Annotated in this window: 21 protein-coding genes; 12 read left to right on the top strand and 9 right to left on the bottom strand. The window is 64.8% G+C overall.

The annotated features are described in order from the left end of the window. Window positions 1–4: 4 nt before the first annotated feature. From ACSFDB_RS17740 to ACSFDB_RS17730, 3 genes are all read right to left on the bottom strand, one after another. Window positions 5–1,108: an extracellular solute-binding protein gene (locus tag ACSFDB_RS17740; RefSeq protein WP_440772235.1), complete on the bottom strand. Its 1,104-nt coding sequence runs from the start codon at window positions 1,106–1,108 to the stop codon at window positions 5–7. A gap of 167 nt (window positions 1,109–1,275) precedes the next feature. Further along, window positions 1,276–2,289, bottom strand: coding sequence for an NrpR regulatory domain-containing protein (locus ACSFDB_RS17735; protein ID WP_440772234.1), 1,014 nt, complete (start codon window positions 2,287–2,289; stop codon window positions 1,276–1,278). Window positions 2,290–2,295: 6 nt separating this feature from the next. Beyond that, window positions 2,296–3,696 (bottom strand): aspartate aminotransferase family protein, encoded by a 1,401-nt coding sequence (locus tag ACSFDB_RS17730; protein ID WP_440772233.1) that lies wholly within the window; start codon window positions 3,694–3,696, stop codon window positions 2,296–2,298. Between the two features lie 162 nt (window positions 3,697–3,858). Here ACSFDB_RS17730 and ACSFDB_RS17725 point away from each other — a divergent pair, with 162 nt between their 5' ends. Together ACSFDB_RS17725 and ACSFDB_RS17720 are read left to right on the top strand one after the other, a co-directional pair. Beyond that, window positions 3,859–5,052, top strand: a complete 1,194-nt coding sequence (locus tag ACSFDB_RS17725) for an inorganic phosphate transporter (protein WP_440772232.1) — start codon at window positions 3,859–3,861, stop codon at window positions 5,050–5,052. A gap of 63 nt (window positions 5,053–5,115) precedes the next feature. Next, window positions 5,116–5,844 (top strand): hypothetical protein, encoded by a 729-nt coding sequence (locus ACSFDB_RS17720; RefSeq protein WP_440772231.1) that lies wholly within the window; start codon window positions 5,116–5,118, stop codon window positions 5,842–5,844. 243 nt (window positions 5,845–6,087) lie between these two features. Here ACSFDB_RS17720 and ACSFDB_RS17715 read toward each other — a convergent pair whose 3' ends face one another. Further along, window positions 6,088–7,188: a TIGR01177 family methyltransferase gene (locus ACSFDB_RS17715; protein WP_440772230.1), complete on the bottom strand. Its 1,101-nt coding sequence runs from the start codon at window positions 7,186–7,188 to the stop codon at window positions 6,088–6,090. Window positions 7,189–7,393: 205 nt separating this feature from the next. Between ACSFDB_RS17715 and ACSFDB_RS17710 the strand changes: the two genes are divergently transcribed. Together ACSFDB_RS17710 and ACSFDB_RS17705 are read left to right on the top strand one after the other, a co-directional pair. Further along, complete coding sequence (locus ACSFDB_RS17710) at window positions 7,394–7,954, top strand: TATA-box-binding protein (RefSeq protein ID WP_006092636.1); 561 nt, start codon at window positions 7,394–7,396, stop codon at window positions 7,952–7,954. A gap of 294 nt (window positions 7,955–8,248) precedes the next feature. Then, entirely contained in the window at window positions 8,249–8,677 is a 429-nt protein-coding gene (locus ACSFDB_RS17705) for a DUF7344 domain-containing protein (RefSeq protein WP_440772229.1), read from the top strand. A 38-nt stretch (window positions 8,678–8,715) separates the two neighbouring features. Here the strand turns inward: ACSFDB_RS17705 and hisG are convergent, their stop codons facing one another. Further along, entirely contained in the window at window positions 8,716–9,579 is an 864-nt protein-coding gene (gene hisG, locus ACSFDB_RS17700) for an ATP phosphoribosyltransferase (RefSeq protein ID WP_440772228.1), read from the bottom strand. 514 nt (window positions 9,580–10,093) lie between these two features. Between hisG and ACSFDB_RS17695 the strand changes: the two genes are divergently transcribed. Next, on the top strand, window positions 10,094–10,363 hold the full coding sequence (locus ACSFDB_RS17695; protein ID WP_440772227.1) for a hypothetical protein: 270 nt from the start codon (window positions 10,094–10,096) through the stop codon (window positions 10,361–10,363). Between the two features lie 20 nt (window positions 10,364–10,383). On the opposite strand, the gene ACSFDB_RS17690 is transcribed toward ACSFDB_RS17695, so the two are convergent. Together ACSFDB_RS17690 and ACSFDB_RS17685 are read right to left on the bottom strand one after the other, a co-directional pair. Beyond that, window positions 10,384–12,732 (bottom strand): heavy metal translocating P-type ATPase, encoded by a 2,349-nt coding sequence (locus ACSFDB_RS17690; RefSeq protein ID WP_440772226.1) that lies wholly within the window; start codon window positions 12,730–12,732, stop codon window positions 10,384–10,386. Beyond that, on the bottom strand, window positions 12,732–13,097 hold the full coding sequence (locus ACSFDB_RS17685) for an SHOCT domain-containing protein (RefSeq protein WP_440772225.1): 366 nt from the start codon (window positions 13,095–13,097) through the stop codon (window positions 12,732–12,734). The genes ACSFDB_RS17690 and ACSFDB_RS17685 overlap by 1 nt, the downstream gene beginning before the upstream one ends. A 255-nt stretch (window positions 13,098–13,352) precedes the next feature. Here ACSFDB_RS17685 and ACSFDB_RS17680 point away from each other — a divergent pair, with 255 nt between their 5' ends. Together ACSFDB_RS17680 and ACSFDB_RS17675 are read left to right on the top strand one after the other, a co-directional pair. After that, on the top strand, window positions 13,353–15,998 hold the full coding sequence (locus tag ACSFDB_RS17680; protein WP_440772224.1) for a heavy metal translocating P-type ATPase: 2,646 nt from the start codon (window positions 13,353–13,355) through the stop codon (window positions 15,996–15,998). A gap of 84 nt (window positions 15,999–16,082) precedes the next feature. Then, window positions 16,083–16,661, top strand: a complete 579-nt coding sequence (locus tag ACSFDB_RS17675; protein ID WP_440772223.1) for a hypothetical protein — start codon at window positions 16,083–16,085, stop codon at window positions 16,659–16,661. A 602-nt stretch (window positions 16,662–17,263) separates the two neighbouring features. Here the strand turns inward: ACSFDB_RS17675 and ACSFDB_RS17670 are convergent. Together ACSFDB_RS17670 and ACSFDB_RS17665 are read right to left on the bottom strand one after the other, a co-directional pair. Further along, window positions 17,264–18,292, bottom strand: coding sequence for a stage II sporulation protein M (locus ACSFDB_RS17670; protein ID WP_440772222.1), 1,029 nt, complete (start codon window positions 18,290–18,292; stop codon window positions 17,264–17,266). A 112-nt stretch (window positions 18,293–18,404) separates the two neighbouring features. Further along, entirely contained in the window at window positions 18,405–19,349 is a 945-nt protein-coding gene (locus ACSFDB_RS17665) for a phosphotransferase family protein (RefSeq protein WP_440772221.1), read from the bottom strand. 109 nt (window positions 19,350–19,458) lie between these two features. On the opposite strand from ACSFDB_RS17665, the gene ACSFDB_RS17660 reads away from it, so the two are divergent. From ACSFDB_RS17660 to ACSFDB_RS17640, 5 genes are all read left to right on the top strand, one after another. Continuing rightward, a complete protein-coding gene (locus ACSFDB_RS17660; protein ID WP_440772220.1) occupies window positions 19,459–20,232 on the top strand; it encodes an FkbM family methyltransferase in 774 nt (257 codons plus the stop codon). A gap of 119 nt (window positions 20,233–20,351) precedes the next feature. Next, entirely contained in the window at window positions 20,352–21,650 is a 1,299-nt protein-coding gene (locus tag ACSFDB_RS17655; protein WP_440772219.1) for an amidohydrolase, read from the top strand. 146 nt (window positions 21,651–21,796) lie between these two features. Continuing rightward, window positions 21,797–22,636, top strand: coding sequence for a hypothetical protein (locus ACSFDB_RS17650; RefSeq protein ID WP_440772218.1), 840 nt, complete (start codon window positions 21,797–21,799; stop codon window positions 22,634–22,636). 267 nt (window positions 22,637–22,903) lie between these two features. Then, complete coding sequence (locus ACSFDB_RS17645; protein ID WP_440772217.1) at window positions 22,904–23,281, top strand: hypothetical protein; 378 nt, start codon at window positions 22,904–22,906, stop codon at window positions 23,279–23,281. A gap of 60 nt (window positions 23,282–23,341) precedes the next feature. Beyond that, window positions 23,342–24,631 carry an adenosylhomocysteinase gene (locus tag ACSFDB_RS17640; protein WP_440772216.1) on the top strand — a complete coding sequence of 430 codons (1,290 nt, stop codon included), beginning with the start codon at window positions 23,342–23,344 and terminating at the stop codon, window positions 24,629–24,631. Window positions 24,632–24,919: the final 288 nt, after the last annotated feature.

The raw sequence follows: 24,919 nt of genomic DNA, 5'->3' as shown, positions 1-24,919 counted from the left end.
GAGCTTAGCCGATAATGAACTCTTCCCACTGTTGGTTGACCCACTCCTCCTCTTCGAGATAGAGGTCGTAGTAGGGGCTGATCGCCGCCTCGGGACCGGGTCCGGCGACCTCCTCGTAGGTTTCGTCGTCGAGGTCGGAGTGTTCCCGGTCGATCACCGGCGCGGTAAAGAGGTCCTCCGCGAGCCGGTCTTGTACCTCCGGGCGGCTCGCGTAGTCGATGAACTGCTGGGCCTCCTCGACCATTCCTGATGGCTCGAGGACGACCCACGAGCCGGAGTCGATCACGGAGCCCTCCTCGACGAAGTTCGACCGGACGGGCGCGCCGTCTTCCTGCATGACCTTCGTGATGTCGCTGTAGAGCATGCCCGCCGGCACCTCCGCATCCCGGAGTCGCTGCTGGAACTCGGCCTCGTTTTCGTACCAGAAGTTCGCCTGGTCGGTGACGCCCTCGAGCTCTTCGAAGACCTCCTCGACGCCGTCTCGGTCCTCGAGGATCTCCTGGCCGCCGAACTGGACTTCCGCGGTGATGTCGAGCAAGAAGGAGTTGGAGGCGAGTCCGAGCAGCCCCATCTGGTCTTCGTACTCGTCGTCCCAGAGCGCTTCCCAGCTGTCGATGGGGTCCTCGAACACCTCGGTATTCTGCACGAGGTTGATGTACCACGAGAGCGCGCCGATACTGGCGATACCCCCTTCGCGCTCCTCGACGAGGTCGTCGCTGATGTACTGGAGATTCTCGAACGCGTCCTCGTCGTCCCAGATGTGCCAGAGGTCGGAGTTCAGTCCGCGGAGGACGCCGACCGTCGACATGATCGCGACGTCGACCGGCGCTTCGCCCGCGCCCACGGCGCTATCGTACTGCGAGAGCGCCTCCTCGGCCGTCGGCTGCTCCTGGGATTCGGCCTCGAAGTCGACTTCCTCGTTGAACGGCTCGAACAGGACGTCGTCCATAACGTCCTGAAAGACGCCGCCGTACACTGCGACGGTCAGCGTCTCGTCGTCGTCGAGAAACCCCGTACACCCTGCGAGCCCACCGATCGCAGCGGCGCTTCCGGTCGCCGCCGTCGTTCGAAGGAACGTCCGTCGTCCGTAGCTGTCTGATGCCGGCATTATGTTGCCACCTTGCTCAGTGAGTTGCTGATAGCTACACATAAAGCTTCCCACGGTAGAATAGGGCATCCACGGTTTCACTCGCGCCGTTCGTGCGTGATGTTTGGTTTCGACGCACTGTGGTTGGACCAAACTGTGAAACGGATTCGATTCGGCGCCGGTCCCGATTACGGCGAGCTCACGGGCGACAGTTCGGACCGCCGTTGGACTCCGGCGAGAGTCTCCCACTCGAGAGCGAGGTCGGCTTCGACGACGGCCGAAATAACGAGCTCTGCGGTTCCGATGCAGGTCAGCGAGGCGAACGACCAGCCCGGCTGACCCCACGGGAACGGTCCCGATTCGCGCGGTCTGCGGAGGTCGACGACGCCGCCGAGTTCGTCGCGGGTTTCGACGGCGAGATCGCGCGCCGTCTCGTACCTCGAGAGCGGTATCTCCCGGTTGTCCGCGACCACCAGTCCGGTCTGCCCCTCGAGCACGCGCCCGACCGTCGTCCGCCGGGCCTCGATCAACAGCGATACCATGTCGAGAGTCGCTCGTTCGCCCCCGATGACGTCGGTGAATCGCCTAATCGAGCCGCCGCGAACGACGCCGTCGGTATCCTCGTCTCCGGCCGACTCGGCGTCGGGCCGGTACTCGACGATCCCGGTCGTCTCGAGATCCGACTCGATGCCGTTGGCCAGCAGGACGCCGTCGATCGTCACGCTCGAGGTCGCGGCGAGTTCGAGCACCGTTCCGTCGTCTCCGTCGACGGGGTCGATCGAGACCGGCGCCGGGCCGAGCGGGGAGCGATCGATCGATCGGAGGAGCTCCTCGACCGTCGATCGCTCGGCTTCGGGGACGGTCACCCGACCGACGACGACGTCGCCGTCGTCGGCCGTCGGATCGTAGGTGACCCGTCCGATCAGCTCCGCCAGCCGTTCGCGGACCTGTTCGATCCGGCCGCGAACACCGCCGCGCTCGAGTTCGTCACGCCCCGCGGCCGTCAGCCGACGCCCCTTTCCGCCGACCTTCTCGGTCAATCCGTCCTCGTCGAGATCCGCGAGGGTAAACCGGACCGATCGCTCGGTGATCGAGTAGCCTCGCTCGCGAAGCAGGTCCGTGAGCCGGACGCTGCCGACCGGCTCGTGGGTCGCGAGCAGCCTGAGCGTGTCGTAGGTTCGTTGGTCCGTCTCGGATGTCATAGTCGACTACTGTTGGACGCCGGATAAATCGCTGGCGAGATCGGCGAACGCCGTCACGTGGGCGTCGACGTCCGCGGCCGTGTGCTGGACGCTCACCGTCCACTGCTGGGACGCGTCGTGGGGATGCGGGAGGACGTTCCTGTTGACCATCCCCAGCCAGTAGGCTTCGTGAAACTCCTCGTCGATAGCCGCCCAGTCCCGGAACGTTCGGATCCGTTCGTCGGTAAAGTAGACCATCCCCTGCGAGCCCGCGGTGACGACGTGGCCCTCGAGCCCGACGTCGTCGATCACGTCGCGGTAGCCGTCCGCGAGTCGCTCGGCCAGGGCGGTCACGTGGTCGTAGGCCTCGGTCGTGAGGATTTCCTCGAGAGTGACGCCGACCGCACGCAGCGCCAGCGGGTTCCCGTTGTACGTCCCGTAGTGGGCCGCCCCGCTGGCCGTCTCGTCCTCGAGGTCGTCGGCGATCAGGGACATGAGTTCGCGACGACCGCCGAACGCGCCCACCGGATAGCCGCCGCCGATCGCCTTGGCGAGCGCGACGAGATCGGGCTGGACGCCGTAGTACTCCGCACCGCCGCCCGGAGCGAGTTTGACGCCGGTTTTGACCTCGTCGAAGATCAACACGACGTCGTACTCGTCCGCGAGTTCTCGGACCCGAAACAGGAAGTTACCTTCCGGTTCCACCAGCCCGAGGTTGAGACAGGCCGGTTCGACGAGAATTCCGGCGACCTCGGAGCCGTGCTCGCGCAGGAGCCGTTCGACGCTCTCGGCGTCGTTGTACTGCGCGAGCAGAATATTCTCCGGGACGGCGTCGGGAACACCCTGCGACTCTCTGACCGGTCGCGGGTCGTCTGCTGGCCCCGCCCGGTCGACCGGCGGCATCTTGCTCACTAACCCCGGATCGTGGGCGCCGTGATAGGCACCTTCCATCTGAACGATCTTCTCACGGCCCGTGTACGCCCGCGCGAGGCGGGTCGCGTGCATCACCGACTCCGTCCCGCTGTTCGTAAACCGGACCCGTTCGATCGCCTCCCAGCGGTCGATCAGCGGTCGGGCTGCGAACTCGAGGAGTTCGCTGGGGCGGGTGTACAGCGTTCCTCGGTCGATCTGTGCTTTCGCCGCCTCCGACAGCCGCGGATGGGCGTGTCCGACGAGTTGGGTTCCGTTGTTGAGTGCGAAATCGAGGTACGATTCGCCGTCGACGTCGTAGAGCGTCGCGCCTTCGGCTCGGTCCGCGTGGATCGGGTAGGGCTCGTACGCCCGGTACGTGCTACAGACGCCAGCCGGCACGATCGACTGAAGATCGTCGGCCAGTCGTTTCGAGTTCGGCGTCCGATCTCGGTAGCGTTCGCGTTCGGCCGCGAGCAGGGCGGTCACCGATTGCGGGCGTGGATTCGTCGAAGTCATCTCGTAATGCGGAAGTCTATTTCCGGTTATCTCGGCTTCGATAGCGGGTCGTATATAGCTGTTGCCCGCTCCGGCTACAGTCGCGCGAACGGGACTGACGGGGTCGCTGGCCCAGGTACAGGTCGGCACACACTTGTAGGGCTAGCTGGTAAGCCGGGATAGATGGTCGAGATCGTGACGATCGCGACGTTCCTGGTCGCTGCACTTGCCAGTCTCTTCATGGCCTGGGCGATCGGTGCTGGCTCGAGCGGGTCGACGCCGTTCGCCCCGGCGGTCGGCGCGAACGCGATCTCGGTGATGCGAGCGGGCTTTCTCGTCGGTATTCTCGGTTTCGCCGGCGCCGTTTTGCAGGGCGCGAACGTCTCCGAGGCGGTCGGTGCCGACCTGATCGGCGGCGTGACGCTGTCGCCGATGGCGGCGACCGTCGCCCTGATTATCGCGGCCGGGCTGGTCGCGATCGGCGTCTTCGCGGGGTATCCGATAGCGACCGCGTTTACGGTGACCGGCGCAGTCGTCGGCGTCGGGCTCGCGATGGGCGGTGATCCCGCGTGGGCGAAGTACACCGAAATCGCTACGCTGTGGATTCTGACGCCCTTCGTCGGCGGTGGCCTCGCCTACGCGATCGCTCGAGTCCTCCGGAGCGAACCGATCGCCGAGGAGTATCTGATAACCGGCCTGTCGGCGCTGGTCGGCGTCATCGTCGCGAACATCGAGTTTGCGATCCTCGGCTCGGACGGTGCCGGCGGCGAATCGATCGCACAGGCCTCGAGCGGCTGGATTCCGGGGCCGGAGCTCGTCGGTATCGTCGCCGCGACGGCCGTGATGGCGGCGCTTTGGGCGGGTGCGATCGCGATCGATCTTCGGAGCGACATCGAACAGGGCGAGCGCCATTTCCTGTTGATCCTCGGCGGACTGGTCGCGTTCTCCGCCGGCGGCAGTCAGGTTGGACTGGCGGTCGGGCCGCTGATTCCGCTGTCGGGTGACGTCGGCCTGCCACTGATCGCCCTGCTCGTCGGCGGCGGCTTCGGACTCCTGCTCGGCTCGTGGACCGGCGCGCCGCGGATGATCAAGGCGATCTCGCAGGACTACTCCTCGCTCGGTCCGCGCCGGTCGATCGCCGCGCTCATCCCGTCGTTCATCATCGCCCAGGTCGCCGTTCTCTACGGCATTCCCGTCTCGTTCAACGAGATCATCGTCAGCGCGATCATCGGGAGCGGCTACGCCGCGGCCGGCGCCGGCGGGGGCGTCAGCGCGCGCAAGATGGGGTACACCGTCCTCGCGTGGATCGGCTCGCTGGCCGGCTCGATTATCATCTCCTACGTCGGCTTCGTCGTGATCGACGCGCTGCTGTTCTGATACTCGCCTATACGGGCTGACCGACATCGAACAGGCTTTACACGACGGGTCGCGAGTGCTGGTATGGACGAGGACGCTGCGGATCCGAACGATACCGAGACGATTCAGTGGCGACGCGACGCCTCGACGTCTCGAACCGTTCGCCTGCTGTGGTCGCTCGGCGTCGGGACGTTCTTCGCTGCGATCACTATCATCGTCTTCTGGCGACTGTACGATCTCGCCGCCCAGGCCGGCGCCGGCGCGATTATCATCGCGATGTTCGCCGCAGTCGTCGTGACGATTCTCGCGTTCGCGGTCACCAGTCACACCGAACGCCGGCTCGAGGCCCTTGCCAGCCGGCTTCCAATTGCGACGCCGTCCGGGACGGCTCTCGAGCGAGCGATGGACGCCGCGCTCGGAACGATCGCGATGATGGGCGTCATGGGCTCGCTGATGGTCGTCGGGCGGTACGTCTCCCGGCGAGAGCTGCTGGAGGTCGGTGCCGGCCCGTTTACCGGGATGGCCGCGCTGTTGCTCCCCCTTGCGCTCATCGCGCTCGTACTCGCGTCGTTTCTGCGGTCGGTCGGTACACTCGACCGCGAGAAGCGAACGATCTACCTCTACGATCCCGATCAGGCGATCGATCTCGAGGTCATTCAGGGCGTCTCGACGCGCCGACTCGGCGACGCGACGATCCTGAAACTCGAGTACGCCGAGCCCGACGGCCAGTACGTCGCGGGGCCGCGCCGGATCGTCGTCCCGCCGGAGGTCGCGACCGAACTGCAGGGACTCGTCGACGGACGGGCGGCATAGTACGGGTCTCGAGCGTGCGGCAGCTACTGACAGTTGAGTGTTGGCGCGCTGGATCGCACCTCGGAACGTGAACGGTGACCGAAGGGAACCGTGAACTGGACGAACCGCGAGACGATTCGCGAGGGATGAGCGAGCGACCGAAGGGAAAGCGAATCGGCTGGGAGGTCGTTGAATCCCTAGCCGCCACGGTAGCAGCGTATTCGTATCCGTAGTTCCATTCGACTTTGAACGGCTCTCTCGCGATTATCGTCGCTCGAGAATCAGCACGTACCGGGTCAACGACCGATGAACGCGGCGTTCGAACGCGGCCTCGAGTTCCCAGCCCGCCGCTCGCGCCTCGCCGGCCCAGGATCGATCCGCGACCACGACGGCCCGCGGGGCGACCCGGCAGGCCTCCGCTAACGCGCCCGAGACGAGGTCCTCGAGTCGGTGCGTCTCGATTTTCGACTGCCGGCCGTAGGGGGCGTCGAACACCACGCCGTCGACGGCGTCGTCGGCCAGCGGCAGACGGGTGCCGTCGCCGCGGCCGACGTGCCACTCGCCTCGCTCGACACCCACAGGAGAGGGGTCGTCAGAATCGAGAAAGTAACCCAGATTCTCCTGTGCACCCGCGACCATCTTCGCCTGGGCGTCCGTCCCGACGACGTCGGCACCCACCAGTCCGGCCTCGACGAGCACGCCGCCGGTGCCACACATCGGGTCCAGCACCGTCGCCCCGGGCCGGGCCCCCGCGACGTTCGCGACGGCGCGGGCGAGCAGCGGGTCCATGCTCCCGGGCTGGAAGAACGGTTTGTCCGTGGGCGCGCGCGAGCCGAAATCGCGCACGCTCTCGGCGGCGAGCCAACCGAGCGCGCAGACCGAGACCGGCTCGTCGAGCGCTCCGTCGCCCGGTTCGGACGCGAACAGGTCGCCAGTCGCGTTGTCAGCCTCGAGCCCGCCGCCGGCCTCGAGTCGCCCCTCCGAAAACGTCGCCCGGAGCACGTGGTCGGGATCGTCGAGATCCACCGCGAAGCCACGATCGACCAGGATTTGGCCGAGTTCACGCTCGATCCGCCCGCTGTCGACGCCGCTCGAGCCGTGGACGTCGGTCGCACGAACTGCAACTGTCCCGTCGCGGTCGATCGACGCGGCCTCGAGCAGCGTGCGGGCGCTCGCCGGGTCGGCGTCGGTCCGGCCGAGCAGTTCGCTCGCACGGTGGGTGTACGCCAACCCGCGGATTCGCTCGGGAGCGACGGCGTTCGCGACGGCGAGTCCGGGGGCGATCCGACGGATGTCGGCGGCCCCGCTGGCTGCCTCGCGGGCCGCAAAGGCGTCGTCCTCGCCGCCGAGCTCGAGTAGATACACGCGTAGTCGTCGCCGCGGGGACGCCATCAGCCTACCGTTTTACCTGACGCTTCAGACGAGATTCGATCGGGCCAGGACCGTTTGTCAGACACTAATCGCCGTGAAATCGAGCGGTATTCGATCGACGCGGCCGCCCTATATACCGGATATATCAGGTGGCGGTACTAACCTTTATAAACCTTAAATACGTCTTTTTAAGCGACTTATGACGGATCCCAAGGACACCATCAACATCGAAAACGTGGTGGCGTCGACCGGTATCGGACAGGAGCTCGACCTGCAGAGCGTGGCCATGGACCTCGAGGGGGCCGACTACGACCCCGAACAGTTCCCCGGCCTCGTCTACCGCACGCAGAACCCCAAGTCCGCCGCCCTGATCTTCCGCTCGGGGAAGATCGTCTGTACCGGCGCGAAATCGACCGACGACGTCCACGAGAGCCTGCGTATCGTCTTCGATAAGCTCCGTGAACTGCAGATTCAGGTCAACGAAGACCCCGAAATCGTCGTCCAGAACATCGTCACCAGCGCCGACCTGGGCCGCAACCTCAACCTGAACGCGATCGCGATCGGTCTCGGCCTCGAGAACATCGAGTACGAACCCGAACAGTTCCCCGGCCTCGTCTACCGTCTCGACGACCCCGAAGTGGTGGCCCTGCTCTTTGGCTCCGGGAAACTCGTCATCACCGGCGGAAAGAAGCCTGTCGACGCCGAACACGCCGTCGACAAGATCGTCTCCCGGCTCGAGGACCTCGGCCTGCTCGAGTAACGCCGCTCGGTTTCGGTCCTCGCGGTGAACGCTAACTCCCAGCGACGCTTGCGTCGAACTGGCTCACGGAAACCGACAGTATCGGTCGGTCGCGGTTCTCGATTCACTCTCGACGACGACCTCTCCCGCTCTACCCTCGCTTTTCTAGAACCGTTCATCAGGACCGATCAGTCTCTTCGGCCGAATTATCGACTGTTTACCACCCATGAACGATCCGGAATGGCGTGAATCGTGTCTCATCGAGTGGAACGACCAACCGCGTTTATTCGATCTTCCGCTGAGTTTCAGCTATCGATGACGATCCATCCAGACCGACTGGCAACCGCGCAGGATAGCCCCGCTCCCGGCAGTGTCGAGCGATTTCAGGGAGCCCTCCCGCGTGCGGCAGTCCGTCGCGTGCTGGGCAACGACCGTCGACGCGAGGTGCTCCGCAGTCTCCTCGCCGAGGACGGCTCTCTCTCGGTGTCCACGCTCGTCGCACGGATCGCGGACGCCGAACACGACGCGACGGCCGTCACGTCGCTCCTCGAACTCCGCCAGCGCGTCCACGTCTCGCTCTGCCGGACCCACCTCCCGCTGCTCGAGGACCATCGCGCCCTCGCGTACGATCAAGTACAGGGGCTCGTCTCCCCCGGAGCGACGCTCCCGGCGTTCGAGCCGTTGCTCGACGAGGAGTCGCTCGAGGGGTCGATCGATCCCCGACTGGAGCGGCGATCGGAGTAGACGGTAGCAAGCCCGGTGATTCGTCGACGAGTCGTCGGTTATTCGATCAACCGTTCGATTTCGGTGACCAAAATATCGCTCGCGCCGGCCTTTTTGACCTCGGTGATCGTCTCGAACACGTCCTGCTCGTCGACGACGACGTGGACGGCCACCTTTCCGTCGCCGTTCTCGTCCGCTCCGGCGATATCCATCACCGTCGGCCCGCCCATCCCGGGAATGACGTCCCGGACGTCGTCCAGTTTCGTCGTCGGGACGTTCATCATCAGGTAGCGCTTGCCCTCGGCCTGCTTGACCGAGGAGAGCGCCGTCCGAACCTCCTCGACTTTCGGCTCGGAGAGGACGTCCTCGCGGCCGAACAGCCGGACCGAACTCGAGAGCACGTCGTCGACCACCGCGAGTCGGTTCATCTTGAGCGTCGTCCCCGTGCTCGTGATGTCGACGATGGCGTCGGCCATCTCGACGTGGGGTGTCAGCTCCGTCGCGCCCGTGACTTCGACGATATCGGGTTCGACGCCGGTGTCTTCGAAAAAGTCACGGGTGATGTTGGGGAACTCCGTCGCGACGGTCTTGCCCGCCAGATCATCGACGGTCTCGATGTCGCCGTCCTCGGGGGCCGCCAGCACGAGCCGGCAGCGGCCGAACTCGAGGTCGAGCAGCTCCGAGACGTCGTCGACGCGGGCCTCGTGGACCTGATCGAGCCCCGTAATGCCGAGGTCCGCCGCGCCGTCGGAGACGTACTCCGGGATGTCCGCCGCGCGGGCGAAAAGGACGGAGACGTCGGGGTCGACCGTGTCGGCGTACAGTTTCCGATCGGCACCGTTCTCGAGATGGAGTCCCGCCCGCTCGAGAAGGTCGATCGTCGGCTCGTGCAGGCGGCCCTTGTTGGGAACGGCGATTCGCATTAGCTCCGTATTGGCGGCCGTGGGGGAATTGTCTTTTCATCCGGGCGAATCACGGTGTCCGTTCCCGGTATGCCACATGGTGTTCACCGTGTGGACTGCTCACGGGCGCTGTGCGACCGTTCACGGTTCATGTTCGTTCCCCGTTCGCTTCGCCGCGGTTCTCGCTCACTTCGTTCGCTCACGGGTCGTCCCTCCCCGTTCGCTTTGCCGCGGTTCTCGCTCACTTCGTTCGCTCACGGTTCCCTTCGGTCACCGTTCGCTTTGCCGCGGTTCTCGCTCACTTCGTTCGCTCACGGTTCCCTTCGGTCACCGTTCGCTTTGCCGCGGTTCTCGCTCACTTCGTTCGCTCCGAACCGCGTACGCTCCGAACCGCGTACGCTCCGAACCGCGTCCGCTCCGAACCGCGTTTCCCTCCTGCGATCGGGTGTGCAATGATGTTCAGTGGCTACGATAGAGGTGGAGCTTTGTTCACTAACATGGAAACTATTACTTACATGTTAGTGTCGTATCTAATATGGATACCACACATCTCTACTACGCGTCGACGATCCTCTGTGGCGTCGTCGTCGGAGCGATGGGGCTCTCGAGTGTCGCCGCGGGAAACACCGGTATCGCAGCCCTACTGATGGCGATCGGCGGCGTCGGAACGGTCTGCAGTGCGGTTTACGTACTGGGGTTTTCGGAGAACCCGTCTGCGTCCGTGCCAGCGGATCGGTGGGTCTGGGCGATGACTCTCGGGGCGGTCCTTGTGCTTATCGGAGGGGTAGGGCAGCTACTCCTGTAGAACAGTTCTTGGGCACCCCCTCACACCGATAGATCCGCCCGCCGAAGCAACTGCGCGTTGACCGCCACGATCACGGTGCTCGCGGACATGAGCACCGCGCCGACGGCCGGCGAGAGCAGGATCCCGATCGGTGCGAGAATCCCGGCCGCCAGCGGCAGGGCGAACACGTTGTAGCCGGCCGCCCAGACGATGTTCTCCTGCATCTTTCGGTAGCTCTTCGCGCTCAGGCGGACGAGGCTGGCGACGTCACGCGGGTCGTTCTCGACGAGCACCACGTCGGCGGACTCGACGGCCACGTCGGTCCCCGAGCCGATGGCGATTCCCACGTCGGCTCGAGTGAGCGCGGGCGCGTCGTTGACCCCGTCGCCGACCATCGCGACGAGGTGGCCCCGATCCTGTAGCTCGAGGATCTTCTCGTCCTTATCCTCGGGTAACACCTCGGCGAAGACGGTGTCGATGCCGAGTTCGTCGGCCACGCTGTGGGCCACGTCCGCGTCGTCGCCGGTCAGCATCGCCACCTCGATGCCCATCTCGTGGAGCGCGTCGATCGCCTCGAAACTCTCCTCGCGGATCACGTCCGCGAGCGCGACCGCGCCGACGATTTCCTCGTCGTGTAACACGTAGACGACGCCCTCGCCCCGAGTGCCGGCCTCGTCCGCGAAGCGCTCGAGATCGGCGGACGGTTCGACCTCGAGGTATCGGAGCAGGTTGGGACCGCCGACGGAGACGGTGTGGCCGTCTCGGCCGCCGGAATCGGCTCTCTCCTCGGAACGACCTGCATTCCCGGGTGTAACGGCCGGCATCGCATCGCGTTCGATCGTCGCGCGAACGCCCCGTCCCTCGAGCGCCTCGAACCCGCGGACGTCGGGCACCGAGAGACCGCGATCCGACGCTTCGTCGCGGATGGCTTGAGCGATCATGTGCTCCGAATCGCCCTCGGCGGCGGCCGCGAACGTCAGCACGTCGTCCTCGTTCCGGCCGCCCACGGTGGCGATTTCGACGATGCCCTGCTCGCCCGCCGTGAGCGTCCCGGTCTTGTCGAAGACGACGGTATCGAGGTTTCGCGCTTGCTCCATGGCGATCCGGTCGCGGACGAGCATCCCGTGGCGGGCGGCCATCGAGGTGTTAATCGCGACCACGAGCGGGACGGCCAGTCCGAGTGCGTGCGGACAGGCGATGACGAGCACCGTCACGACGCGCTCGACGACCGGAAGCCCGAAGCCGACGGCGGCGGTCCAGGCGACGGCGGTGATCGCCGCGACGCCGAGCGCCGCATAGAAGAGCCAGCCCGCGGCCCGGTCGGCGAGAACCTGGGTCCGAGACCGGCTCTCCTGGGCCTCTTCCACCAGCCGCATGATTCCCGACAGCGTCGTCTCCTCCCCCGTCGCGTCGACGCGAACGCGCAGGCTGCCGTCGCGGTTTGTCGTGCCGCCGATGACCTCGTCGCCGGGTTCTTTCTTCACCGGCTTCGACTCGCCGGTGATCATCGCTTCGGTGACGTTGGACTCGCCCTCCTCGACGACGCCGTCTGCCGGCACGTTCGAGCCGGGCCGGACGAGCACGAGGTCGTCCTGCTCGAGGTCGTCGATCGGAACCGCTTCGGTCTCGCCATCCGCCCCGATCCGTTCGGCCGTATCCGGCAGCAGCTCGGCGAGTTCGTCGAGCGCGCCCGAGGCGCGCCTGACGCTTCGCATCTCGATCCAGTGGCCCAGCAGGAAGATGACGATCAGCGTGACGAGTTCCCAGAAGAACGGCTCCCCGATGTCGAAGGCGGCCGCCGCGACGCTGTAGACGAAGGCGACGGTGATCGCGAGCGAGATCAGGAGCATCATCCCGGGCTCGCGGTTGCGCGCCTCGACCGCGCCCATCCGGAGGAACGGGATGCCGCCGTAGGCGAAGACCGCGACCCCGAGAACGGGGCCGACGAACTCGCTGCCGGGGAACGTCACCGCAGTGAAACCGAACCAGTCCTGCAGCATCGGGCTGTAGTACAGTACCGGCAGGGAGAGCACGAGAGAGACGAAAAATCGCTTTCGGAACATGTCCTCGTGGTCCGAGTGGTCGACGTGCGCACCGTGATCGTGACCGTCGTGTCCGTCTTCACCGTGCTCGTGACGGTCGGGTCTGTCTTCACCGTGCTCGTGACGATCGGGTCTGTCATCACCGCGTTCGTCGCGTTTGCCTTCTCCGTCGGGTTCGTCGTACTTGGCGCGTCGCTCCCCCGGCTTCTCGTCGGCACCTAGCGCGTCGCGGTAGCAATCACAGATCCGGCAGCACGAGCAGTAGCTGTCCGTCGGCTTCTCGCCTCGAGCGGACGGATTCGTCGCTTCGTGGCTCGAGTCGCCGTGGTCGTGGCTCGAATCGGCCATCAGCGCCGCTCACCTCGCTCGAGTCGTTCGCGTCGCTCTTCGAACTCTTCGCTCGAGAGGTCGCCGCGAGCGTAGGCGGTTCGGAGTTCCTCGAGCGCCGGGTCGGTTCGTCGACCCGTCGACCCACGGAGCGCTCTGTACAGCACGTAGCCGATCGCGAGAACCAGGCCGAGGTGGACCGCCCAGGCCACCAGCCACGGCCACGCCGATCCCATCGTCCCGTTCCAGGTCCCCGCGTGACCGAACCCGAGTCCCATCATCGGCATCGCGAGAACCATCACGAGCAGCGGGAGGAGTACCGCGACGAGAAGCACCGCGGCTCCGACGAGCAGGATCGTCCGTCCGAGGGAATCGTCTGCGGACATCGCGTGCTAGTTATCGACGCATCGACATAGTTCTTGAATGCGCTTCTTACGGCTGTAGAATAACCGCAATACGTAGACGACCGCCCGGCTACGTTCGATGCAAGAGCCGTGATCCGAACGAGGGCGGCTCCGTATCGCTCGGATTCGATCGTTCGTCCGGTGGCTCGCCCGAATTTAGTTTCGAAACTCGAGGCGGGAGATATTCCCACTTTCCAAGGCACAATCCGCTTGAACGTCTATCCCGTACAGCTATACATGAACACCAGACGAGCGCACCTCGAGATCACCGGCATGTCCTGTTCGACGTGCTCGGGGACCGTCGAGGACGCGGTTTCGGACCTCGAGGGCGTCGAGTCGGCGAGTGCGAACTACGCGACCGACGAGGGGACGGTCGCCTACGATTCCGAGGTCGTCTCGCTAGCCGACGTCTACGACGCGATCGATGACGCGGGCTACGAGGCCGCCTCGGAGACGGAGACGATCACGGTGATGGGGATGTCGTGTTCGACCTGTTCCGGAACCGTCGAGGACGCGGTCACGGATCTTCCGGGCGTGATCCGAGCGGACGTGAACTTCGCTTCGGACGAGGCCCGCGTCGAGTACAACCCGAACGACGTCTCGCTGGGCGAGATTCACGCGGCCGTCGAGGAGGCCGGCTACGAACCCGTCCGCGACGATAGCGACGGCACCGAGGGGGCACAGGGCTCGAGCCAGCGCGAGCGCGCCGTCGAAAAGGAGCTGCGGCGACAGCGTCGACTGGTGATCGGCGGGGGGATCCTCACGCTTCCGTTCGTGCCGGTCATGCTTGCGATGCTCGGGCTCGTCGAGTTGCCCCACCTGGGCGAGATCGGACTCGGCGTCGCGACCGTCTCCGTCATGGGGCTTCTCGAGTTCGCCCTCGCAACCGCGCTGATGGCCACGCTCGGGATGGAGTTCCTCCGCGGCGCCTGGCGTGCGTTCTCGCACAACCGGCGGGCCAATATGGACACGCTGGTCGCGATGGGCACGTCCGCGGGCTACGTGTACAGTACGGTCGCCCTCTTCGGACTCATCACGAGTGAGGGGCTCTACTTCGAGGCCGTCGCGTTCATCCTCTGGTTCATCACGCTGGGCAACTGGCTCGAGGTCCGATCGAAGGCCCGGGCCGGCAACGCGCTGCGCGAACTCCTGCGGATGGAGGCGGAGGAGGCGACGATTATCGAAGACGGCGAAGAGAACCAGGTCCCGCTCGAGAACGTCGTCGTCGGCGACGTGATGAAGGTCCGACCGGGCGAGCGGATCCCGACCGACGGCGTGGTCGTCGACGGCCAGAGTGCGGTCGACGAGTCGATGCTCACCGGCGAGTCCGTCCCGGTCGAGAAGAGCGAGGGCGACGAGGTCGTCGGCTCGACGATCAACGAGAACGGCGTCCTCCTCGTGGAGGCCACCAAGGTCGGCTCCGAGACGGCGATCCAGCAGATCGTCGACCGGGTGAAGGAGGCCCAGTCGCGCCAGCCCGAGATCCAGCGGCTGGTCGACAAAGTAAGCGCCTACTTCGTCCCCGCGGTGATCGTCAACGCCGTCCTCTGGGCGACGCTCTGGTTCCTCTTCCCCGACGCGCTGTACGGCGTTTCGTCGGCGCTCGGGAGCTGGATTCCGATCCTCGAGCCCGTCGGCGGCGGTCCCGTCGTCGGCGGCGTGCCGATCTTCGAGTTCTCCGTCGTCGTCCTCGCCTCGGCCCTGCTGATCGCCTGTCCATGCGCGCTCGGGCTGGCGACGCCGGCCGCGACGATGGTCGGCTCCACCCTCTCCGCGACGAACGGCGTGCTGTTCAAGGGCGGCGACGTGCTTGAACAGGTCCGCGGTATCGATACCATCGTCTTCGACAAGACCGGGACGCTGACCCACGGCGAGATGGTGCTGACGGACGTCGAACTCGTGGGCGAGCGAGCCGCCACCGACGGCGGCGATACTGCGACAGACGGTGGGCTCCTGACCGACCGCGAGGAGGACCTCGAGTCGCTCGTCCTCGGTGCTGCAGCCACCGCCGAGTCCGGCTCCGAACACCCGATCGCCCGCGCGATCGTCGAGGGTTGTGAGGAACGAGGAATCGACGTCGGCGAGGTCAGCGAGTTCGAGAACGTTCCCGGCCACGGCATCCGCGCCGAGACCGACCGCGGTTCCGTGTTGATCGGCCGTCGGAAGCTCCTCGAGGACGCGGGAATCGACACCGAACCCGCCGAAGAGGCGCTGACGCGGCTCGAGCGCGAGGGGAAGACGGCGATGCCGGTCGCCGTGGACGGCCAGTTGCTGGGCGTGCTCGCCGTCGCGGACGAGGTCCGCGAGAGCGCCACAGAGACCGTCGCAGCGCTTCACAAGCGCGGGACCGAGGTCGTGATGCTCACCGGCGACAACGAGCGGACGGCCCGCGCGGTGGCTGAACAGGTCGGCATCGACCCCGACAATGTGCGCGCGGAAGTGTTGCCGGAGGACAAGGCGGACCACATCGAGGACCTGCAGTCGGAGGGGGCTCGAGTCATGATGGTCGGCGACGGCGTCAACGACGCGCCCGCGCTCACGACCGCACAGGTCGGCGTCGCCATCGGTTCGGGCACCGACGTCGCCATCGAGTCGGCTGACGTGACCCTGATGCGGGACGATCCGGCGGACGTGCTGAAGGCCGTCAGAATTTCGGAGGCGACCATCTCGAAGGTACGCCAGAACCTGTTCTGGGCCTTCGCCTACAACACGACGCTGATCCCCATCGCCTCGCTGGGGCTGCTGAATCCGGCGCTGGCCGGACTGGCGATGGCCGCCTCGAGCGTGAGCGTGATGGCGAACAGCCTCTCGTTCGCGAAGTACGATCCCCACGAGGACTACCGACTGGCGGTGTTGAAGCCGCTCGAGTGGCTCCGGCGGTAGCTACCCTCCCGGCTTCCGGCAACGTACGGACACGCTTAAGTAAGGGATGAGGCCTTATTTGAGATCCTAGAGGTGCGATATACAATGGATGAGGGGTTTGGGAACGTTCTGAGTGAATTAGCTGATCACCGTGGACAACATCTTGTTTGGCAGCGTGACAGTCTTCAGCGCGCTCTCCAGATATTCTTTCGACACACGGATTCTTTCGTTGTATTTCTCGACGAGATTCGCCAACAGCTCCCGGCTGGGGAAGGAGAATCACTACGCGAAGAATATAACGACGAGTTCCTCGTCAAATCGCACGACTATTTCTCGGCCGCCTATGGATTATTTTCCAAAGCGCAGAGTTTTCAGTCGAGGTGGTACTGCGACTGTGATAACGAGAGATGTAAGCCTGGGAGATATGAATCGTTTGAGCCGTACCTCGATACGCTCCGTGAAAGCGGCCTCGCAGAGCGAGGGAATTATATTAACTCGATTCGCGTCATGACTCAGAAAATCCAGACACCCTGTTTGCTTACACAGACGAAATACAACTTCTTCGGTCTCGAGCCAGAGACAGGTGTCGTGATTCACAGACAAGAACTTCTAGACTGGGTCGAGCATGATAATCGCAAACCTGCCGTGGAGTATCTTCAAGAGAGAGAGATGGCCAGTACCTAGATCTCCGAAAGGAAGTAAGGCAGTATAACGAGTGTGTTGAAGAGTTTTATGGGTGGCTCTTTGCTGATGTTGAAGAAAAGTATGCTCACTTACTTCGAGATCGCCGCCAGATCATCAGTGAGTACGCCTAGATCCGATCCAAATCCTAAAACATCATCATTTCGACTGATACGAGTGACCATCAATTATTTATCTACCGTTCCCGTTGTGATTCGTATGAACCCGGATAACGCCCGTGTCCTCCAGTCGCTGGAACAGGGCACTGAGGGGTTCAACTCTGTACTTGACCGCCTTGATGGTGTCTCTCAAGAGAACGATTTCGTTCGATACAATCGCGACGAAATTCGGTCAATGATAGGGGAAGATCCTCAGTATCGCGAGCGACTTTCTGCTAGCGATTAGCTGTTTCTAGCTCTTTCGTCTGCTATCTCCTCCGAATCGTTATTTCGTCGGTTAGCATCTCTGAGCGGTCTTGGTCGTCCATGCTGAGATGCGAGTTGTACGCAGCGCGACGCTGTGATCACCGTTTGTAACTGATCGGGGTTTAGTAGTCGGTTCGAACCTGTAGTGGTTCAGAGACGAACATACCGTTTTCAAGTGTCTCAGCCCATTTGTCCCGGGAACAGCGCGTCCGCGACAAGAAACGTCACGTAGGCTTCGACGAACGCGGCGAGGACGAGGATCAGCCACGCGAAGACGACCAGCGCGGCGGTCCGGAGGAGATAGCCCCTGGTGAACAGCGCGTCTCGAGTGCCGGCGATTCGTTGGCCGACCCGATGGACGAATCGAAAGCCCACGCCGGCGGCGATGAACAGCGCCGGCAGTTCGAAGATGCCGTGGGGGACGAGCAGTGCGAGAATGACGCCGAATCCGGTTTCCGACCCGGCAAAGACGGCGATATTCCCGACGAGCACGCCGTTGAAGACCATGATGAAGAGCGTCAGGACTCCGAGCGTGAGCGCACCGAAGATGGCCGCCAGAAACGGCGGCGTGTTGTTCGCGATGAAAAACGAGGCCGTGAGCTCGAGCCCGGCTTCCTCGCCGAGTTCGCCGTCCGTTCCGCCGGGAAGTTCGTCCTCGCCGAACTCCTCCATGACCATCTCGAGGAAGAAGTCGATCAGGTTCACGCCGGCGAAGTAGAGCAGCGCGCCGAGGAGGGCGCCGACGGCGAACAGTCCGGTCGAGAACCAGACGTACAGCCGGTGTTCGGCCCAGGCGTCGTCGAGGTGGCCGAAAACGGCGGGCGATGCCGTCCGACCGACGAGCGCGATGGCACCGAACCCCGCACCGAGGACGACGGCCCCGGCGGCGGCCGTCGGCGCGTCGTAGGCGACGAAAATCGCCGCGGCGCTCGCGAGGGAGACCAGCGCGAGCGCGACCGTGAGCGCGGTCCAGTTGCGGACCGTCTCGGGATCCGGGGGCTCCGAGGGGTCCGAACCTCGTTCTCGAGGGGGGTCCGCGCCCGGTGTCGGACTCGAGGACGATCGGTCGTCGCCGGATTTGGCGGTCGGCCGCTCCTCGACTCGAGACTCCTCCCGGTTGCGCTCCCAGTCGCGGTTCACGCCGTACCCCTCGCGGCCCTCGGCGTCCGTCTCGGTCCGACCGTCGCGGTCGTCCCCGCTTCCGTTCATAGTCGACGTGTCGACAAACGAGGGGATAAACCCGCCGACTGTCCGGGGCGGGCTCGGCTCTACCCCGCCGCGGCGGTCTCGAGGCGAACGCACGACCCGTTTCGGGTGCGACTCACTCGAGCAGCCGCCGTACCTGCGTCCGGAGCTGTCGTCGGCCGCGGGGCTCGCGAGCGATTCGCAGGTAGTTCGCCCCCGACTGGGCGACCCACAGCAGTTTGTAGATCGGCGCGCGCCGATCGAACCCGGTCTCGAGCGGTGCGCCGTTCGCGTACGCCCGTCGAAACAGCCCTCGGAGCCGCCCCCGTTCGGCCCGCGGGAGCCGACCCGCATAGACGTCGACGAACCGGGCTTCCGCTCGAGCGAGGGCGTACTCGGCGTGCGTGACGTGGGCGTTCCCCCAGTCGAGGACGGCCGTCACGGCACCCTCGTCGTCGACGAGGAGGTTGCTCGGCTGGTAGTCGCCGTGGGTCAACACCGGGCGGAAGTCCTTGTCGCCGGCCAAGGGGACCGGCAATTCCGCCAGCAGCCACCCTGGGTCGACTGCGTGCCAGCCATCGGGCTCTCGAAGGGAGAGCGACCCGTCGTCCGTGTCGCGTGCCAGTCCGGCGACGCGGTCGAACGCGAGCGCCGACGTCCCGTGGAGCCGTCCCAGCAGTTCGCCGGCATCGGCGACGAGCCGTCGGCGAACGGTCGGCTCGAGGTCGACGTACGAGGGTCCGGGATTCGTCCCCTCCCGAAACTCGTAGATCGCCCAGCGCTCGAGGTGACCGTTCGAGTCGTCCGCAAGCGAGCCGGTTGCGAGCACGCGAGGAATTGGCAGATCGGTCGCCTCGGCGACGCGCTCGAGGACGAGCGGTTCGGTCACGTCACCCGTCCAGACGCTCGCCCCGCCGCGTTTGCAGACGACTCGAGAGGGCCGGTCCTCCCCACCACCGTCACCCGTCTCGAGCCGGCAGACGACGGTCTCTGCAACTGACCCCGCCTGCGGCCGATACCGCGACCGGACCTCGGCCTCGAGCGCGTCGGAAACGAGTCGATCGACCGTCTCCCCCTCCATATTCGAGGAATACACCGGACCTCGACGTAGTCGTTTGGCCGAACTCCGCCACCTGCGTCGGCGTAGGGACCGCATATACAATCGGATCCGTCTCGAGACTACCGAGTGGATGGCGCTGCCGGAACTGGTGTCTCTCGCGAACCGGACGCTCCGTACCGCTCGCAGCGTCGGCTACCGGGGGTACTACCGCCTCGCCGCCGCGAACTACGACCGCGAACTCCTCGCGCGGCGAAATCGGACGCCGGCGGGGACGTTTCGCTGTTACGAACCGCTCAACCGCCACGGGAGCGACGCGATGCTCGCGGAACTGGCTGCTTGCTGTGGCCCCTCGGACGTCGTCTACGATATCGGTGCGAACGTCGGGATCTACGCGCTCGCGCTGACGAGCGGCGCACTCGGCCGCCGGGTCGTCGCGTTCGAGCCGTCGCCGGCCACTGTTGAGCGACTGCGACGGAACGTTCGCGCGAACGGCCTCGAGGGCCGGATCGACGTCCTGGCCTGCGGCGTCGGTGACGACTCCGGCGAGCGTCCGTTCTACGTCTCGACGTCTCCCGAGCTGTCGGCGTTCGACCGCGCGAGCACGATCCGCTGGGCGGCTACCGTCGCTGACGTTCGGTCGGTTCCGATCCGTCGGCTGGACGATATCGTGCTCGAGGACGATCTCCCACCGCCAGATCACCTGAAACTCGATGTCGAGGGCGCGGCCCCCGCCGTCCTCCGGGGTGCTCGAGCGACGCTCGAGCGTCACCGACCGACCGTTTTCGTCGAGATTCACGACGAGGGGCTCGCGGGTGACGTTCCCGGCGACACGAGGGCGGCACTCGAAGGTCTCGACTACGAAATTTACGAGCGCGAGAACCACTGGCGGTGTGAACCGTGCTGACTCCGCCGGGATCGTCTGCCGGCGACTTGTTGCGCGCGTGAATCGCTGTGGACGTGCTATCGGCGGACGGCCGACTCCCTTTCGACAGTATAAGGCCCTCGCGGGAGAAACCCAGAGCCATGACGACACTGGCGATCACCGGCGGGCAGGTGCTGTTGCCCGACATCACGGTCACGCGCGCGGACGTACTGGTCGATCAGGACGGCGGCGAGATTCTCGAGATCGGCGACGACCTCGCGGGCGAGGCCGACGAAACGCTCGACGCCACCGACTCGCTGGTCACGCCCGGCTTCGTCAACGGCCACTGCCACGTCGCGATGACGCTCATGCGCGGCTACGCCGACGACAAGTCACTCGACGCCTGGCTCCAGGAGGATATCTGGCCGACCGAAGCCGAACTGACGCCCGACGACGTCTACCACGGCACGCGACTCGGCGCGCTCGAGATGATCAAATCCGGGACGACCGCCTTTGCGGACATGTACTTCATGGTCCCGAACATCGCTGACGCGGTCGAGGAGGCCGGCCTCCGCGCCCGACTGGGTCACGGGATCGTCACCGTCGCATCCGACGACGAGGAGGCCCGCGAGGACGCCCGGGAGGGACTCGAGGTGGCCGCGGAACTCGACGGCCGCGCGGACGGCCGGATCTCCACGGCCTTTATGCCCCACTCGCTGACGACGATCGGGAGCGAGTATCTCGAGGAGTTCGTCCCGCAGGCGCGCGACCTCGGCGTGCCGATTCACTACCACGCCAACGAGACGACGAACGAGGTGACGCCGATCGTCGAGGAACACGGGGTTCGACCGATGGCCTACGCCGCAGAGCGCGGGATGGTCCAGGAAGGCGACTTTATCGCCCACGGCGTCCACCTCGACGAGAGCGAGATCGGTCTGCTCGCGGAGGCCGGAACGAGCGTGATTCACTGCCCGGCCTCGAACATGAAACTGGCCAGCGGGATGGCTCCCGTTCAGCGCATGCTCGACGCCGGCGTGACGGTGGGTATCGGCACCGACGGCGCAGCTTCGAACAACGATCTCTCGATGCTTGACGAGGCCCGCGACGCCGCCATGATCGGCAAACTCGAGACCGGCGACGCGAGCGCGGTGCCCGCCGAATCGGTGGTCGAGATGATGACCCAGGGCAGCGCGGACGCCATCGGTCTGGATACCGGCCGTCTCGAGGCAGGTGCAGCCGCCGATCTGGCCGTGATCGACCTCGAGTCCGCCCACCTGACCCCGCGTCACGACCTCGTGAGCCACCTCGCGTACGCGGCGGCGGCGTCCGACGTCCGCCACACGATCTGTGACGGGCAGGTGCTCATGCGCGACCGCGACGTGTCGACCCTCGACGAGGAGGCGGTTCGAACGCAGGCGAGCGAGGCCGCCGAAGCGCTGGTCGATCGCGCCGAAAACTGACCGTTGTCTCGACCGGCGTGAACGGAAACTAAACCTTCACAACACATTATAAACGCTCGAAACGATTCTACAACCGTTTTGCCGAACCGGAACCGTCGAGAACTGCCGACGGGGTTTATTCACGACGTACTGAATGTCTCGAGCGGATGAGCAGAGGAAAACTATTCGCGGTGGTGCTGGCCACCGTTATGGTGCTGTCAGTGTTCGCCCTGCCGGGCGTCGCAGCCGCGAGCGCGACCGCAGAGGAACCGACCGCCTCGATTACGGACGAAGATGTCGAGAAGTCCCAGGAAACTGAGGGCGATTCTACTGAAGAATCGGACGACGAGGAGCCCGAGGAATCCGACGAGGAGGAATCTGAGGACGAGTCCGACGACGCTGACGACTCTACCGACGAGGAGTCCGACGATGCGGAGGCTGACGGCAACGCCTCGATCGGCGTCACGCAGGACGGTGCCGACGTGACCGCGACGCTCACTGCAGACGGTGACGGCGTTGCGAACACCAGCGTCACGGTCTCGACCGTCGACGAGGATGCCTCCTACGCGGATACGGGGACGCACACGACCGACGAGAACGGAACGTTCGCCCTCGAGGCTCCGACGGGTAACGAGAGCGTCGACATCTCGCTCGAGGCGACCGTCGACGACGAGTCAGTCGAGACGGAGACGACCCTCGAGCCGGTCGAGGAGGGGCCGGAGAACTTCGGGCAACTCCTCAACGACTTCAAGACTAACAACGTGACCGACGACGAGCCGCGGGGACTCCAGATCGCTTCCTTCGTGGTCGAGAACAACCCCGGTAACGCACCGGATCACGCGGGCCCGCCGAGCCACGCCGGCCCGCCGAGTGAGGACGACGAGGACCGACAGGGACCACCAGCCCACGCCGGTGGTCCGTCGGATGATACCGGCGATGACGAGTCCGACGGTGACAACGGCCAGGGCGGCGGGCCGCCCGAGCATGCTGGCGGCTCGTCTGATTGATAACTGTTGAGGAGTTTGACGACTTCTGGCTCTTCAGGTGGCTGACGGGCCAAAAACGGATGTCAGAGGACGGCTTTCCGATCGGGTTGTCAGAGGCACGATCCCGTCACTGACGTTCGAATTATTACTTATATGGATGAGGTATAAATACGGCTGCATAATAAGTAGTAACATGTCGATAATACAACGCTCAAGTCGCCATATCCTACCGATGATGGCTGTAAGATCTGTACCAAATGTACTCACAACGAGGTCATTAGTTGGCTAATGAATGTCTCCATGAGGGTTCGTTCTTTTTCGAGTCCGTTGATCCGAGACCTCGCACTCGGACTGTTTCTCCTGGGAGGAACTCACCTGTTTGTCGTTGATGTCCGATCGTTCGTATCAATCGGCGTGGTGCCGTCGATCGTGGGAGGTGTCGTCGCTGGAGCGGTCGGTTCAGCCGCGCTCGCCCATATCGAACGTTCGAAGGCTGCAACGGTAGTTGTCGTTCTCGTTGCGGGTCTTGGATTTGTGATCAGCTGGAGTACCGCGGCCGTAGTTGTTGGATCGGATTCTGCGTCCGCTCGGATTCCAGCGTTCGCGCTTGCACTGCTCTGTGGGCATATCGGCATCCGACTCGCCGATAGCCTCGATCGACCGTAACTGGGATGAGCCTTCCGTGACTTCGGTAGCGTTTTCCCCGCCGTTCCCTTCGATTGAGGTATGACCGACACTGCGTATCCGCCGATCAGCGAGCAACTGGCGGATCTCGAGGCCGCACAGGAGGAAGGCCGCCGAAAGATGGACTGGGCGACCCAGCACATGCCCATCCTCGAGCACGTTCGCAAGGAGTTCGTCGCCAACCAGCCCTTCGAGGGCGAGCGAATCGCGATGGCGATGCACGTCGAGGCGAAGACGGCGATCCTCGTCGAGACGCTCGCGGAGGGCGGCGCGGAAGTCGCCGTCACGGGCTGCAACCCGCTGTCGACCCACGACGACGTTTCCGCTGCGCTCGACACGCACGAGAACATCACGAGCTACGCCAAACGCGGCGTCGACGACGAGGAGTACTACGCGGCCATCGAGGCCGTCATCGCCCACGAACCGACCGTCACCGTCGACGACGGGATGGACCTCGTCGCCGCGATCCACGAGGACTACCCCGAACTGATCGACGGCATCGTCGGCGGGGCCGAGGAGACCACGACGGGTGTCCACCGCCTGCGCGCGATGGACGCGGACGGGGCCCTCGAGTATCCCGTCTTCGCGGTCAACGACACCCCGATGAAACGCCTCTTCGACAACGTCCACGGCACCGGCGAGTCTTCCCTCGCGTCGATCGCCATGACCACGAACCTCTCGTGGGCCGGCAAGAACGTCGTCGTCGCCGGCTTCGGCTACTGCGGCAAGGGCGTCGCCCGGAAGGCGTCGGGCCAGAACGCGAACGTGATCGTCACCGAAGTCGAGCCGCGCCGTGCGCTCGAGGCCCACATGGAGGGCTACGACGTCATGCCGATGGCCGACGCGGCAGAGGTCGGTGACGTTTTCCTGACGACGACGGGCAACCGAGACGTCATCGTCGAGGAGCATTTCGAGTCGATGCAGGACGGCGTCCTGCTCGCCAACGCGGGTCACTTCGACATCGAGATCGACCTCGAGGCGCTCGACGATCTCGCGGTCGACCGCTACGAGGCCCGCGACGGCGTCGAAGCGTACGAACTCGCGGACGGCCGCCGACTCAACGTCATCGCCGAGGGGCGACTCGTCAACCTCGCGGCGCCCATCTCGCTGGGCCACCCCGTCGAAGTGATGGATCAGTCGTTCGGTATTCAGGCCGTCTGTGTGCGTGAACTGCTCGAGAACAGCGACGAGTACGAGGCCGGCGTCCACGACGTTCCCGACGAACTCGACAAGGAGATCGCCGAGATCAAACTCGCGGCCGAAGGCGTCGACTTCGACTCGCTGACGGACACCCAGCGCGACTACATGGGGTCGTGGGACCACGGAACATAGGGATTTCACCCGGAGCACCTCAGACGTAGCGGTTACGAACGTCTCGACCCTGCTGGTGCTATCTTTAAACAGCGAGAGAATCCCGCCGTTCACGGCGGGCGTGAATCGCGTCACTCGACTACGCAACCTACAGTCTACAGCAGCCCGAATACCGAACGGAAGTTATTAGTGACAAAATAACGAACAAAAAATCGTACGAACTGAAATCGATATGGAGCGAGGTAGCGGCCTCCATGAACGGGTGAAAGACTACGCCCGCGACAATGGCATCCAACATCCTCGTGCCTA

It is taken from the genome of Natronorubrum amylolyticum, assembly GCF_052040145.1.
Classification (GTDB): Archaea; Halobacteriota; Halobacteria; order Halobacteriales; family Natrialbaceae; genus Natronorubrum.
The sequence above is the reverse complement of the archived record's forward strand: the minus strand, read 5'-3'. Positions and strand labels throughout refer to the sequence as shown.